The organism is Arthrobacter sp. P1_B4 (genome assembly GCF_056406555.1).
This window is the reverse complement of sequence record NZ_JBFTZW010000079.1, coordinates 1-13,373: the sequence shown is the minus strand read 5'-3', so window position 1 is coordinate 13,373 and position 13,373 is coordinate 1. Positions and strand designations below refer to the sequence as shown.

Genomic DNA, 13,373 nt, shown 5'->3' with positions numbered 1-13,373 from the left:
CCCCGAAGTGGATTTGAGCACTGGCTAGACGGGCGTAAAAGCGGAAGGCCCCCTCGGTGACCTGGTCCCCGAAAGTTGGACTCGTAAGTATGCGAGTTCTACTTTAGCGGCCAACGATCGGTTGGCTCTTCGAAGAAGTCCCCGTCCCATTTGGGACGGGGACTTCTGCGTGCAGCTCTTTCAGGTCCGTTCGTTTCCTGTGCGCAACGACGGTCGTATGCAAGGATGGCTGAACTAACCTCCGGGGGGGAGGGGGTATCAATGACGGACGAAGGCAGACGCAGGGGCACGGTAGCCATCGCAGTAATCGGTGTGATTATGTGTCTCACAGGCTGCGCGGCCAACCCGCAATCCTCGGCTACCCAGCGGTCCACAACTACGCAATCCTCAGCCGCTCCGCAGCTCAAGGAATTCGATTCTGTCGATGATGCCCGTCGGGCAGTTGCCGGCGTGATCGCCTGCATGTCATCGATCGCCGTGTCGAACCACTGGTCCAAAGCCGCCTGGATGTCCGGTTCGCTGGCCGCGGCCTGGTGAGCCGCCACCACATAGGGGCGGATGTCGGCCCACTGGTCAAATTTCCGGGCCAGCCAGACCCTGATCAGCTCACGGTCCCCGGACTCCACCACCGAATGCAGCGGCGGGACATCGGCCTCCGTCAGCATCTCGTTGGACCGCTCGACGAGCGAGCGCATGAGCTGGGCTTTGGACGGAAAATGCGAATAGAAGGTTGCCCTGGTGGTGCCCACGGCAGCGGAAATGTCATCCACCGTGGTGGCGGCGAACCCTTTCTCCTCGAAAAGCTCCAGCCCCTTGTCGAGGAAAAGCCGGCGGGTCATCTGCTTTTGAGCGTCTCGAATGCTTGCCACGCCCCCAGATTAGTCCCCCGATTCACCGCATTCGTTCACTTGATGCCGTTTTCAGCCACTGAACCGACGTAGGCCGCCAGGTGCTCGCCGGTGAGGGTGGAGCGGGCGGCCACAAGGCTGCCGGGCGTGCCCTCGAAAACGATCCGGCCGCCGTCGTGCCCGGCGCCGGGACCAAGGTCGATGATCCAGTCGGCGTGCGCCATGACCGCCTGGTGGTGCTCGATGACGATGACCGATTTGCCGGAGTCGACGAGCCGGTCCAGGAGTCCCAACAGGTTCTGGACGTCGGCGAGATGCAGGCCGGTGGTGGGCTCGTCGAGGACGTAGACGTCACCCTTCTCCGCCATCTGGGTGGCGAGCTTGACGCGCTGCCGCTCGCCACCGGACAGCGTGGTGAGCGGCTGGCCCAAGGTGAGGTAGCCGAGCCCGACGTCGACGAGCCGGTCGAGGATCTTGTGGGCCGCCGGGGTGCGGGCCTCCCCTTCGCTGAAGAACACCTCGGCCTCGGTCATAGACATGGCCAGCACCTCGGAAATATTCCGGCCACCCAACGTGTACTCCAGAACTGCTGCCTGGAACCGCCGTCCCTCGCAGTCCTCGCACGTGGATTCGACGGTGGCCATGACACCGAGCTCGGTGAAGATGACACCCGCGCCGTTGCAGGTGGGGCATGCACCCTCCGAATTGGAGCTGAACAGCGCCGGCTTCACGCCGTTGGCCTTCGCGAATGCCTTGCGGATCGGCTCGAGGAGGCCCGTGTACGTCGCAGGGTTGCTGCGCCGCGAACCCTTGATGGCGCCCTGGTCGATCACCACCACACCGTCCCGGCCGTCCACCGAACCGTGGATCAGCGAGCTCTTGCCCGAACCTGCAACACCCGTGACGACGCAGAGCACGCCGAGCGGGACGTCGACGTCCACATCCTTGAGGTTGTGCGTCGAGGCGCCCCGCACCTCGAGCGTGCCGGACGGGGTGCGCACGGAGTCCTTCAACCTGGCCCGGTCGTCGAGGTGCCGCCCGGTGATGGTGTCGCTCCCCCGCAGGCCTCCCACGGTTCCCTCGAAGCACACGCTGCCGCCCGCGGTACCCGCGCCGGGGCCAAGGTCAATGACGTGGTCGGCGATGGCGATGGTCTCCGGCTTGTGCTCGACGACGAGCACGGTGTTGCCCTTGTCCCGCAGCTGCAGCAGCAGCTGGTTCATCCGTTCGATGTCATGCGGGTGCAGGCCGATCGTCGGCTCGTCAAAGACGTAGGTGATGTCTGTGAGGGACGAGCCCAGGTGCCGGATCATTTTGGTGCGCTGGGCCTCGCCGCCGGACAGGGTGCCCGCCGGCCGGTCCAGCGAGAGGTAACCCAGCCCGATTTCGGCGAACGAGTCGAGCAGGTGCTGCAGGCCTTTCAGCAGGGGTGCGACGGAAGGGGCGTCAAGCTCGCGGATCCATGCGGCGAGGTCGCTGATCTGCATCTCGCAGAGGTCCGCGATGTTCTTGCCCTGGATCTTCGCGGACCTGGCCTCCGGGCTCAGCCGGGTGCCGTCGCACTCGGGGCAGGTCTGGAACGTGATGGCGCGTTCCACGAAGGCCCGGATGTGCGGTTGCATGGCGTCGACGTCCTTGGAGAGCATCGACTTTTGGATCTTCGGGATCACGCCCTCGTAGGTCAGGTTGATGCCCTCGACCTTGATCTTGGTGGGCTCCTTGTAGAGGAGGTCGTGCATTTCCTTCTTGGTGAACTTCGCGATCGGCTTGTCCATGTCGAAGCCGGCGCCGCTGAAGATCCGGCCGTACCAGCCGTCCATGCTGTAGCCGGGGATCGTCAGGGCACCCTCGCTGAGCGACTTGCTGTCGTCGTACAACGCGGTGAGGTCGAAGTCCGAAACCGCGCCCATCCCCTCGCAGCGTGCGCACATGCCGCCAAGGTAGACCACATCGCGCACCACGCTCCGCTCGACCCGGCCGCCGGCTTTCTCGGTACTCATCACCCCGCTCGCCTTGCGCGTCGGGACGTTGAAGGAAAAGGCAGTCGGTGGCCCGATGCGGGGCATGCCCAGGCGGCTGAAGAGGATCCGGAGCATGGCGTTCGCGTCGGTGGCGGTGCCGACGGTGGATCGGGGGTTGGCGCCCATCCGCTCCTGGTCAACGATGATCGCCGTCGTCAGCCCCTCGAGGAGGTCCACCTCGGGCCGTGCCAGGTTGGGCATGAAGCCCTGCACAAACGCACTGTAGGTCTCGTTGATCATCCGCTGCGACTCGGCGGCGATGGTGGCGAACACCAGCGAGCTCTTGCCCGAGCCGGACACGCCGGTGAACACCGTCAAGCGGCGCTTCGGGATCTCGACGCTGATGTCCTTGAGGTTGTTCTCCCGTGCGCCCTGCACGCGGATCAGGTCGTGGCTGTCCGCTTCATGCAGCTCGGGCGGCTGCGTGTCCGTGCTCGTGGCAATGCTCATCGTGTCTCCATCTGTTGGGCGGGGCAGCCCCACGCGTCCCCGTCGTCGTCGACTGGCTCTATCTAACCAGCTGGCGGCTGGTCCGGCGGTGGCCGGCGGCCACCTTAGATCGGCTGCTGGATGCGGATCAGGTTGCCCGCGGGATCGCGGAAGGCGCAGTCGCGCACCCCGTAGGCCTGCTCTGTCGGTTCCTGGACCACCTCGGCGCCGCTGGCCTGCAGCCGCTCGAAGGTGGCGTCGACGTCCTTGGTGGCCAGGAGGATGCGCGCATAGGTGCCCTTGGCCATCATCTCGTCGATGGTGCCGCGCTCTTCGTCGGTGACGCCGGGATCGGCGGCCGGCGGTTCCAGCACGATGGATGTGTCCGGCTGGCCGGCCGGGCCGACCGTGATCCAGCGCATCCCGCCGTAGCCGACGTCGTTGCGGACCTCGAAGCCGAGGGTGTCCCGGTAGAAGGCCAAAGCGGCGTCGGGATCGTTGTGTGGGAGGAAACTCGCGTGAATGTTGATGTCCATGGACTTCATGCTAGTTGCGGTTCGGGGGCCGGGACTTCTCGATTCCTGACCGGTCTGGTGACCTGTTTCGCGACGCACGAGGGCATCCCCGCGGTCGCCCTCGCAGCCTCGCGCCGATAGACGCTGGGCGGCACGCCAACCAGTTCGTTGAAGCGGGTGCTGAAGGTGCCCAGCGACGAGCAGCCGACCGTAAAGCAGACCTCGGTGACGCTCAGGTCGCCGCGGCGCAGCAGGGCCATCGCGCGTTCTATGCGCCGTGTCATGAGATAGCTGTACGGCGACTCGCCGTACGCCAGGCGGAACTCGCGGCTGAGGTGCCCGGCGGACATGTGGGCGCCGCGGGCGAGGGCCTCGACATCCAGCGGCTGTGCGTATTCCCGGTCCATTCGGTCGCGGACGCGGCGTAACAGCGCGAGGTCGCGCAAGCGCTGCGCCCGGTCGGGTTTGCTGGTCACAAGTGCGATCGTGCTACGTCGTGCCGGAGTTGTCCAGCCCGAAGGTGTTCCTGAATCTCCGGCCGTTCCATTGTCTTTGGCGGCAGGCTCGCTGAGAATGAACCATGACGGTCTACCTGAGGTCTCTGGAAACTGCAGTCCCGCCAACCATCCTGGTCCAGCCCGAGGCCAGGGCCGTGTTCGCCGCCCAGCCGGGCCTCACCCGGCTCGGATCCCGGCTCGTCAACACGTGCTTTGACTCCGCAGCCATCGACACCCGGCACACGGCGGTGGAGGAACTCACCGCGGACAGCCAGGCGGAAAACCCCCAGTTCTTCGACCCCGCCACCGGCTTGGTGCTCAGCCCCAGCACCAAAACCCGGAACGGCATCTTCGCCACGGAAGCGACCAAGCTTTTCATTGAAGCAGCCCAAAAAGCCCTCGATGCCTGCCCGGGCGTCGAGGCGCGGGACATCACCCACCTGATCACGGTTTCCTGCACCGGATTCTTCAATCCCGGCCCGGACTACAAGATTGTCCGGGCCGTCGGCCTGAATCCGGCTGTCCAGCGGTACCACCTCGGCTTTATGGGCTGCTATGCAGCCTTCCCGGCGCTGCGGGCGGCGAAGTCCTTTTGCGAGGCGGATCCGGAGGCAACGGTGCTGGTGGTCTGCGCCGAACTCTGTTCCCTTCACGTCCGGACCTCCAATGATCCGGACACCATCATGGGGTCGGCCTTGTTCGCCGACGGCGCTGCCGCGGCCATCATCACAGCGCGGGACATCCCCGGGGAAGCGCCCCTGCTGCGGCTGGACCACTTCGAAACCGTCCTGACGCCCGTCGGGGAGGACTCGATGGCCTGGAACATCGGCGACGAGGGCTTCGAGATGGTGCTGGGCAACTATGTCCCGCACATCATCGACGACCACATCATTGGCGCGCTGGAACCGCTGCTATCCCGCGACGGCTCGCTGCAGGGGCTCCCCTACCGGGAGATCGAGCACTGGGGCATCCACCCGGGCGGCCGGAGCATTCTGGACAAGGTCCAGTCCCGGCTGGAGCTCAGCGACGAGCAGCTGGTCCCGGCCCGCGAAACCCTCCGGAACTTCGGCAACATGAGCAGCGCCACCGTCCTGTTCGTCCTCAAGCACATCCTCGAACTGCCGGCAGCAGACGACGCCGCGGACGACGGCTGGGCCGGCCCGGGCGCGGAACGGATCTGCTCCATGGCCTTCGGCCCGGGCCTGACGGTCGAGACGGCGCTCTTCACCCGGGTGGCTGCCCCGCGGCCCGCCGCGGATCCGCGGCAGGAGCCGGCGGCGGAACCGGCGGCGGAACCGGCGGAGCCGGCGCAGTCCGTAGCGGTACGGGTCTGAAAGCGGCCACGCTGAAACCGTTCAGCGCGAAGCGGGGCATGGAACACCTTCGGGCGGCCCTCCTGCGGGACCGCGCATCCGACGCCGTCGAGGAAATGGACCTGCCGGGCTGCGACCCCGGCCGCCTGGAGCGCACGTATGCCCAGTTTGCGCTCGTCAACCGTGCCGTCGCCGGCTGGCGCGGCATCTACCGGTCCCGGATCAGGCCCCGGCTGTCCACTGCTTCCGCCACCTCCCTGCTGGATATCGGGTGCGGCGGGGGCGACGTTTCCGTGCTGTTGGCCCGGTGGGCGGCCCGGGACGGACTGCGTCTCGAGGTCACCGCTATTGACCCGGATCCGCGGGCGATCCTGTTCGCCCGCGCCCGCCACGCGACGGCGGACGTGACGTTCCGCCAGGCGGCCAGCGCGGAGCTGCTCGAAGAGGGCAACCGGTACGACCTCGTGGTGTCCAACCATGTCCTGCACCACCTTGACGGGCTGGAAGAGTTTCTCGCCGAGTCGGCCCGGTTGTCCCGCGGCACGGTGGTCCACAACGACATCCGCCGCAGCCCCGCCGCCTACGCGCTGTTCTCTGCCGGCTCCTGGGTGCTCACCGGCTCCTACATCCGGCGGGACGGGCTGACCTCCATCCGCCGAAGCTACACCGCCGCGGAGCTGACCGCCGCCGCTCCCCCGGGCTGGACCGTCGCCCGCCGCGCCCCCTTCCGGAACCTGCTGCTGCACGGCACTCCCGACGGCCTCTACCAGTCAGGGCCCGGTGCCAGTGGCTGAGGTTCTGATCATCGGTGCCGGTCCGGTGGGGCTGTTCATGGCCGCGCTGCTGCTGCAGGACGGCGTGGATGTTCAGGTCCTGGAACAGCGGGGCGCACCGGAGCCGCAGTCGCGCGCCATCGGCATCCATCCGCCGGCGCTGGCCGCGCTCGCGGGAACCGGAGTTGCCGAGGCCATGATTGCCGAGGGGGTCCAGATCCGCCGAGGTATGGCAATGGCCGGCGGAAAATGCCTCGCCCGGATGTCCTTTGCCGGCGTCTCGGACCGCTTTCCGTTCGTCCTGTCCCTGCCCCAGGCCCGTACTGAGGCGCACCTGGAACGGCGGGTCAACGAGCTCGGCGACGGCGCCCTGCACCGCGGCGTCCGCCTCACCGGACTGTCCGACGACGGCGGCCGGGTCAGCGTGGAAGCCGACTCCAAGAGTGGCACCCTGCGCTATTCGGCGCCGCTGGTCATTGCCGCCGACGGCGTGCGTTCCACGGTGCGGGCGCTGCAGGGCGCCGACGTGCGCGTGAAAGAGTACCCGGACAGTTACCTGATGGGTGACTTCGCGGACGGCACCGGGTTCGGTCCGGACGCGGCACTGTTCCTCTCCGGCGCCGGCATCGTGGAGTCGTTCCCCTTGCCCGGCCAGCTCCGCCGCTGGGTGGTCCGGCTGGGTACCGGCGACTCCGCGGCCGGCGGACCAGCAGCCGGCGCWCCCGGCGTCGACGCTCCCGGCGTCGACGCCCGGTGGCTCATGGGCTGCGTGCGCGAACGGACGGGGCTCGCCATCGACGCCGGGACCAACAGCATGCTCAGCCGCTTCGGCGTCCGCACGCGCCTGGCCCCCCGGATGGTGGCCGGCCGGGTGGTGATGATCGGGGATGCGGCCCACGAGGTGAGCCCCATCGGCGGGCAGGGCATGAACCTCGGCTGGCTGGATGCGGCGGCGCTGGCACCGATCGTCTCTGCGGCCGTGCGCGGCCAGGATGTCACGGATCGCCTCCGGACCTTTGAGCGGACCCGGTTGCGGGCGGCGGCGAGAGCCGCACGCCAGGCCGAAATAAACATGGCCCTGGGCCGGCCCCTCACGGACCGTCTCCTGGCGCTGCGGAACCGTGGCATCGCAGGCGTCGCCGCAGTTCCGCCGGTGAATTCCCTGATCGCCCGCCGTTTCACGATGCACTAGGCAGCGCATTGGTACGGGTTTGCCCCGGAATAGACTGTGCGCATGGACGGACTTCCCGTGATGCGCGGCGCCGCATCGTATTGGGTGTTGCGGGCAGCCGCCGCCACGGTGCTGCTCGGCGCGGCGGCGTCATGCAGCTCCGGAACGGCCGGCGGCACCGCCTCCCCGGCAAGCGCGACGGCGTCGGCTACCCCGATCACCACAGGCCCCGTGACCGCGGAAATCAGCCAGTTCCGCGACAACTACAGCAAGCAGATCATCGAAATCCAGCTCACGAACACCACCGGCCATGCCCTGACGGTCCTCGGCGCGGAACTGACCAGCCCTCTCTTCGCGGCCCCGATCATCTGGTCCGCCCGCACCGGCGGGATCGAGCTTCCGCCCGGACAGCCCAAGAGCCTGCCGGCGCCGCTGCCCGCCCCGGATTGCGGCAGCCCGGCCGGCCCGGGAGCCACCTCCGGGGCTGCGGGCGACGCCCGTGTATCCCTGCGGCTGGCCACGCCGGAAGGTGCCGTGCCGGTCCCGGCCATGGCTCCGGCAACAGACCCGTTCGGCGTCCTGGCGCGGAACAATTCGGAGCTGTGCCTGGCCCGGGAAGCCTCGGCCGTCGCCACGATCGCGCTGGATCCCGAGCTTGAGCTCGCCGCGGACGGTCGGACCGCCGTCCTGCGTCTGCTGCTGCAACCGCGCGCCGCCGCCGGCGCCGGTGAACTGGTGATAGACCGGATCGAGGAAACCACGCTGCTGGCGGAGGCCTCACAAGCCCCGTGGCCCCGGTCGGTGACGGTCCGCGCCGGCGGTGCCCCGGCCCAGGTGCGTCTCGGCATCAGGCCTTCCCGCTGCGATCCCCATGCAGTGGCCGAAGACAAAGTGGGCACACTCCTTCCCCTGCAGGTCAGGGTGGCGGGCCGCGAAGGAATTGTGAAGATCGACGCTGGCAGCCAACTTCGCGCCCGCATCTACGACTTTGTTACAAAGGCGTGCGGGCGCCAGTAGTGTGGGGGCATGCCCTTTGACGCCAGGCCCACTGACTACAGCGCCGCCCGGATGAGCGAGACCGTCCAGGAGATCCTGAGCGCCGGCATCCTCCCGCCGATTGTCCAGGCCGGACACCCGGTGCTCCGGCACGTGGCGGCGCCGTACGATGGCCAGTTGACTGATGCCGACCTCGGGCACCTCATCGACCTCATGCGCAGCGTGATGCACAAGGCCCCAGGCGTGGGCCTGGCGGCCCCGCAGCTGGGGATTCCGCTGCAGATCGCTGTCCTGGAGGACCAGTTCGACGTCGATCCCGACGTCGCTGCCGTCCGCGGGCGGGAGGCGCTGCCGTTCTTTGCCATGCTGAACCCGAGCTATCGTCCCCTGGGCGCGAAGTCCGCGGCGTTCTACGAAGGCTGCCTCTCCATTGGCGGCCTGCAGGCGGCGGTCGTGCGGCCGGAATCAGTCCAGCTCGATTTCACGGCGCCGGACGGCACGAAACTCCAGCAGACTTTCTCCGGCTGGCAGGCCCGGATTGTCCAGCATGAAACCGACCACCTCCAAGGGATCCTCTTCCTGGACCGGGCCGAGCTGCGCTCCATCAGCAACAATGCCGAATACTCCGCCCGCTGGGCCCAGCCGGACATCAGCCGCGCCCGGCAGGAACTCGGGTTCCTGCCGGACCCGGCCGCGGACTAAGCCTGCGGGCCAGGGCTAGGGCCAGGGCTAGGGCCAGGGCTAGGGCTAGGGCTGCGGCGCCGGATTCGATGCGGACGGCAGGTAGCGGGCCCACCACTTCAGGATTTCATCGAACCGCTGCTTCCGGTGGTGCGGCGTGCCGGAGCGGGACAGCTCATGGTTTTCGCCGGGGAAGACCAGGAATCCGGTCTCGACCCCCTGTTGCTTGAGGGCGGTGAAGTACCGCTGGCCCTGCTCCACGGGACACCGGAGGTCCTCCTCGCTGTGGATCACCAGCGACGGCGTCCGTACGTGCTGAACGCGCGCCATGGGACTCTGGGCCGCCATTTGCTCCGCCGCCGGGCCGGTGTATCCGCCACCGAAGAACCAGCCGATGTCGGAAGAACCGGTGAAGCTCACGGGGTCAAGGAAACCACGCTCGACTATGGCGGCCCGGAAACGGTGGTCGTGGCTGATGGTCCACGCCGTCAGGTAGCCGCCGTAGGATCCGCCCATGATGCCGACATTGGCGGCGTCCAGATCCTCGAATTTCCCTACGGCCCCGTCCAGGAACGCCAGAACGTCCTGCATGTCCACGGTTCCCATCCGCTCCTTGATGGACCGGCCATGTGCCTGGCCGTAACCGGCAGAACCCCGCGGATTACACATCAGCACGGCGTAACCGGCCCCGGCATAGACCTGCGCTTCGTCGAACAACGCCACCCCGAACTGGGCAAACGGGCCGCCATGGATGTTCAGCAGCACCGGGTGCGGTCCCGGGCCCGCCGGCTTCACGAGCCAGCCATGGACCGGGTACCCGTCGGCCGAGGCCAATGTCAGTTCCTGCGGCTCGCTGATCCCCGCCACGCTCCGCAGCTGGGCGGAGAAGTCCGTCAGGCGGCGCACCTGCCCGCGCTCGAGCACGGCAACATCACCGGCCGTCGTCGAATCGCTGAAACTCACCACGAGCGTTCCGCCACCCTCCGCGGCGCCGGTCACCACCCGGTTGCCTTCCAGGAGGACGGTGTGGCCGCCCGTCGCAACGAATTCGTGCAGCTCCACGGTTCCCCGCGCATTGTTCAGCACCAGGGCACCCGCGCCGCCGCGCAGCTCCAGCCGGCTGCCGCCGGACAGGTCCAGCGCCTCGGCATCGCTGAGCGCCGTGGCGTGTCCGCCGGCGGCAGGCATCGCATAGAGGGCGGTGTTCCTGGCCACGAAGTCCAGCCCGGATGCGCCCAGGTCCTGGGCCAGGAAGAAGAGCCACTGCCCATCGGCGGATTGGCGCACGGCGCTGATGCTCTGTCGTCCGGCGTTGGCCGGCACCACGGCCTGCGGCTGCCCTCCGGTAACAGGCAGCGCGTAGATTCCGCTGACGAGGTCAGTATCCCGCCCATCGTGCAGGGCTGCAGTGAAGTAGATGGTGCCGCCGTCGGCGCTGAAGCCGGCGCCGTTGTGGTCCGCTGGTGCGGTGGTGAGTTGTTTGGCGGCCGGCAACAGCTCGGCAGCATTCTCCGCGGGATCGGCCGCGATGCCGCGGGCCTTCAGGGCGCGTCCGGCCGGCGCCACCTTCGGTTCGGCGTCAAGCTGCGGCACCTCGAGGATGAACAGCTGAAGCGGCTTGTCAGCGGTGTAGCCAACACCGTTCATCCGGTACTGGAAATCCGTGATCAGCCGGGCGTCCTCGCTGCCCGCACTCACGCCGTCGACGCTGCCATACCGGCCCTCGTCAGGCGTCCTGGCGCTGAAGAGAATGCTGCGGGAATCAGGCGACCACGTGAAGGAGCTGACCCCCAGTGGGGCCTCCGTCAACAGCTGGGGTTCGCCGCCGGCGGCTTCCACCACGAACAGCTGCGGCTTTCCGTCCGCTGCCGCACGCAGGAACCCAAGGGCACGGCCGTCTGGTGAAAAGTCCGGTGCCGTGTCGCGGAAGCCCCGGGTCAGCCGGCGTGGCCTCTGGTCCGGGTCGTTGAAGTCCGGGTGGGTCAGGTCCTGACCCAGGGGCACGGTCCACAGCTGGCCCACGTAGGCATCGGCATCGAAGTCCGGGCGGAGCACGGAGACCACGGCGCGGGAACCGTCGGGGTGCACGGCAGGGGCGGACACGGAATTGAGCAGCGGAAGATGTTCAGATTTCACGATTGCGAGCCTAGCCCGTGGCGCGCCCGCTGTGAAACACCTCACGTTGCGCCGGTGCGGCGAGGCGCGCCGCGGTGTGCCCGGTGCGCGGCGCCCCTGTAGCCAGTGCCCCGGCCGCGCGGCGGGCCGGGGATCCGCGCATAGGATGAAAACTATGCCCGCCGCCGATCTCCCCCTCCTGTGCCCGGTGTGCCGCCAGGGCCTCCGCTTCACTGGCGGCGCCCGCACCTTGGTGTGCGGAGCCGGACACAGCTTTGACGCGGCCAGGCAGGGCTACTTCAACTTCCTGGTCGGCAAGGGGACGGTTTTTGAAGCCGACAGCGCAGACATGGTGGCGGCCCGCTTCGACTTCCTCTCCGCGGGGCATTACCAGCCGCTGGCCGATGCCGTGGCCGGGCTCGCCACACCGGCGCTCCGGGAAGCCCCCGCCGGCCGGCCCCTCGTGCTCGACGCCGGGACGGGCACCGGCCACTACCTCAGGGCAGTGCTGGACCGGGCCGCGGACAGCGGTCCTGCCGCGGCAATCGGCCTGGACATTTCCAAGTTCGCCCTGCGCCGCGCAGCGAGGCTGAACCCCGAGGCTTTGAACGTCGTCGGGGACGTCTGGCAGCCGTTGCCGGTCGCGGAGAACGCCGTCGACGTCGTCACCGTGGTCTTTGCGCCGCGCAACGCGCCCGAGTTCGCCCGGGTTCTCCGCCCCGGCGGCCGCCTGGTCGTGGTCACACCGCGGCCCGGTCACCTGGCGGAAGTTGCCGGGCCGGCCGGGATGCTGGGGATCGAGCCGGCCAAAGACGAGCGGCTCGCCGCGTCCCTGGGCCAGCACTTCGCGCCCGTCGCAGCATCTGATCTGGACCTGGCATTGACCCTTGGCCCGCGCGACGTCGCCAACCTGGCCTACATGGGACCGGCCGGCCACCACCTGGACCGCGCCGCACTGGCAGACCTCGAGGCCGCGCTTCCGGACCGGACCTCCGTCTCGGCCCGCTTCCGGATCAGCGTCTTTCAACCCATCCGCTGACCATTCCCGCTCCCGCCGGTTCGCGGGTGCCGTCCGGTACGCCCTGAAAACCACCCCCGGGAGGGGAACCGGGGCGGAAGGCCAGGCCGGGGAATCGACCCGCGAAATAACGACTTGGCCACTTTGGCCATCAATTCCCTACCGCCGGTCCCAGCTATTGCTGTTCCGCTTAGGATGGAATCACAGTTACTGGGGACCTGTGCCTGCAGCTCCCGGAACTCAAGGGGGAATTGATGTCTGAATGGCTGATCGAGAATTGGTGGGCGTTGTGGCTCACGCTCTTTCTCCTGTTTGCCGTGGTCGAGATGATCACACTCGACCTGTTCTTCATCATGCTCGGCGGCGGCGCCCTCGCCGGGCTGGTGGCGGACTTCGCCGGCGCCGATCCATGGCTGCAGATTATCGCCTTCTGCGTGGTGTCCCTGCTCATGATCGGCTTCGTCCGGCCGGTGGCCCTCAAGCATCTCCACCGGGGACCGGCGGATCAGCGCACCAATATTGAACGCCTCATCGGCGAATCCGCCGTCGTCATGGAGGCTGTGAGCGAAAACGGCGGACTCGTCAAGATTGGCGGGGACGTCTGGAGTGCGCGGTCCGAATCGGGAGTGCTGGCGCCCGGACAGCAGGCTGTGGTCAGTGCCATCGAAGGGGCCACCGCGATCGTGGCCCCGCAACCGGAATCCGCCGTCCAATAAGGGGCGCTGTCCGGCGGGCACTGCTGTCCGCCGGTGCGGCGCTGCCGGCGCGAGACTAAAACAAAACAACTGGGGAATAGGTGATGTATGAATATCGCAGTCGCAATTGTGCTGCTGGTACTAATTGTGTTTGTAATTATTGTGCTGGTCCGGTCGGTCCGGATCATTCCACAGGCCCGTGCCGGCGTCGTTGAACGGCTGGGTAAATACCAACGCACCCTGAATCCCGGACTTACCCTGCTGATCCCGTTTGTGGACCGCTTGCTGCCATTGCTCGACC

At 67.8% G+C, this 13,373-nt stretch carries 13 protein-coding genes; 8 read left to right on the top strand and 5 right to left on the bottom strand.

Features of this window, described 5'->3' with window-relative positions; translation table 11 throughout:
• Window positions 1–98: 98 nt before the first annotated feature.
• The 4 genes from AC1D1W_RS17060 to AC1D1W_RS17045 all read right to left on the bottom strand — a co-directional run bounded on the left by AC1D1W_RS17060 (window position 99) and on the right by AC1D1W_RS17045 (window position 4,289).
• The gene (locus tag AC1D1W_RS17060; RefSeq protein ID WP_476944311.1) at window positions 99–869 is read right to left on the bottom strand and encodes a TetR/AcrR family transcriptional regulator; all 771 of its coding nucleotides are present in this window, start codon (window positions 867–869) and stop codon (window positions 99–101) included.
• Window positions 870–904: 35 nt separating this feature from the next.
• The gene (locus AC1D1W_RS17055) at window positions 905–3,319 is read right to left on the bottom strand and encodes an ATP-binding cassette domain-containing protein (RefSeq protein WP_476944310.1); all 2,415 of its coding nucleotides are present in this window, start codon (window positions 3,317–3,319) and stop codon (window positions 905–907) included.
• A gap of 104 nt (window positions 3,320–3,423) precedes the next feature.
• Complete coding sequence (locus tag AC1D1W_RS17050; protein WP_223916337.1) at window positions 3,424–3,843, bottom strand: VOC family protein; 420 nt, start codon at window positions 3,841–3,843, stop codon at window positions 3,424–3,426.
• The gene (locus AC1D1W_RS17045; protein WP_028276331.1) at window positions 3,840–4,289 is read right to left on the bottom strand and encodes a helix-turn-helix transcriptional regulator; all 450 of its coding nucleotides are present in this window, start codon (window positions 4,287–4,289) and stop codon (window positions 3,840–3,842) included. Before AC1D1W_RS17045 ends, AC1D1W_RS17050 begins: the two co-directional genes overlap by 4 nt.
• 104 nt (window positions 4,290–4,393) lie before the next feature.
• Here AC1D1W_RS17045 and AC1D1W_RS17040 point away from each other — a divergent pair, with 104 nt between their 5' ends.
• Genes AC1D1W_RS17040 through AC1D1W_RS17020 form a run of 5 tightly spaced genes read left to right on the top strand, consistent with a single transcriptional unit; the run spans window position 4,394 to window position 9,265 of the window.
• A complete protein-coding gene (locus tag AC1D1W_RS17040; protein ID WP_243177580.1) occupies window positions 4,394–5,644 on the top strand; it encodes a type III polyketide synthase in 1,251 nt (416 codons plus the stop codon).
• A gap of 38 nt (window positions 5,645–5,682) precedes the next feature.
• Entirely contained in the window at window positions 5,683–6,417 is a 735-nt protein-coding gene (locus tag AC1D1W_RS17035) for a class I SAM-dependent methyltransferase (protein ID WP_476944309.1), read from the top strand.
• Entirely contained in the window at window positions 6,410–7,588 is a 1,179-nt protein-coding gene (locus AC1D1W_RS17030) for an FAD-dependent oxidoreductase (RefSeq protein ID WP_476944308.1), read from the top strand. The genes AC1D1W_RS17035 and AC1D1W_RS17030 overlap by 8 nt, the downstream gene beginning before the upstream one ends.
• Window positions 7,589–7,630: 42 nt before the next feature.
• Window positions 7,631–8,584, top strand: coding sequence for a hypothetical protein (locus AC1D1W_RS17025; RefSeq protein ID WP_476944307.1), 954 nt, complete (start codon window positions 7,631–7,633; stop codon window positions 8,582–8,584).
• 9 nt (window positions 8,585–8,593) lie between these two features.
• On the top strand, window positions 8,594–9,265 hold the full coding sequence (locus tag AC1D1W_RS17020; protein ID WP_243177588.1) for a peptide deformylase: 672 nt from the start codon (window positions 8,594–8,596) through the stop codon (window positions 9,263–9,265).
• A gap of 45 nt (window positions 9,266–9,310) precedes the next feature.
• On the opposite strand, the gene AC1D1W_RS17015 is transcribed toward AC1D1W_RS17020, so the two are convergent.
• The gene (locus tag AC1D1W_RS17015; protein ID WP_476944306.1) at window positions 9,311–11,380 is read right to left on the bottom strand and encodes a S9 family peptidase; all 2,070 of its coding nucleotides are present in this window, start codon (window positions 11,378–11,380) and stop codon (window positions 9,311–9,313) included.
• 154 nt (window positions 11,381–11,534) lie between these two features.
• Between AC1D1W_RS17015 and AC1D1W_RS17010 the strand changes: the two genes are divergently transcribed.
• The 3 genes from AC1D1W_RS17010 to AC1D1W_RS17000 all read left to right on the top strand — a co-directional run.
• Window positions 11,535–12,398, top strand: a complete 864-nt coding sequence (locus AC1D1W_RS17010) for a methyltransferase domain-containing protein (protein WP_476944305.1) — start codon at window positions 11,535–11,537, stop codon at window positions 12,396–12,398.
• A 233-nt stretch (window positions 12,399–12,631) separates the two neighbouring features.
• The gene (locus AC1D1W_RS17005) at window positions 12,632–13,093 is read left to right on the top strand and encodes an NfeD family protein (RefSeq protein WP_028276336.1); all 462 of its coding nucleotides are present in this window, start codon (window positions 12,632–12,634) and stop codon (window positions 13,091–13,093) included.
• Between the two features lie 87 nt (window positions 13,094–13,180).
• Window positions 13,181–13,373 (top strand): SPFH domain-containing protein (locus AC1D1W_RS17000; RefSeq protein WP_476944304.1); only part of this gene is annotated, 193 nt, incomplete at its 3' end.

What these genes read in the sequence shown, in the direction of transcription:
- AC1D1W_RS17055 (WP_476944310.1), bottom strand. Translation starts at nt 3,319, where the DNA reads ATGAGCATTGCCACGAGCACGGACACGCAGCCGCCCGAGCTGCATGAA.
- AC1D1W_RS17050 (WP_223916337.1), bottom strand. Translation starts at nt 3,843, where the DNA reads ATGAAGTCCATGGACATCAACATTCACGCGAGTTTCCTCCCACACAAC.
- AC1D1W_RS17040 (WP_243177580.1), top strand. Translation starts at nt 4,394, where the DNA reads ATGACGGTCTACCTGAGGTCTCTGGAAACTGCAGTCCCGCCAACCATC.
- AC1D1W_RS17035 (WP_476944309.1), top strand. Translation starts at nt 5,683, where the DNA reads ATGGAACACCTTCGGGCGGCCCTCCTGCGGGACCGCGCATCCGACGCC.
- AC1D1W_RS17025 (WP_476944307.1), top strand. Translation starts at nt 7,631, where the DNA reads ATGGACGGACTTCCCGTGATGCGCGGCGCCGCATCGTATTGGGTGTTG.
- AC1D1W_RS17020 (WP_243177588.1), top strand. Translation starts at nt 8,594, where the DNA reads ATGCCCTTTGACGCCAGGCCCACTGACTACAGCGCCGCCCGGATGAGC.
- AC1D1W_RS17010 (WP_476944305.1), top strand. Translation starts at nt 11,535, where the DNA reads ATGCCCGCCGCCGATCTCCCCCTCCTGTGCCCGGTGTGCCGCCAGGGC.
- AC1D1W_RS17005 (WP_028276336.1), top strand. Translation starts at nt 12,632, where the DNA reads ATGTCTGAATGGCTGATCGAGAATTGGTGGGCGTTGTGGCTCACGCTC.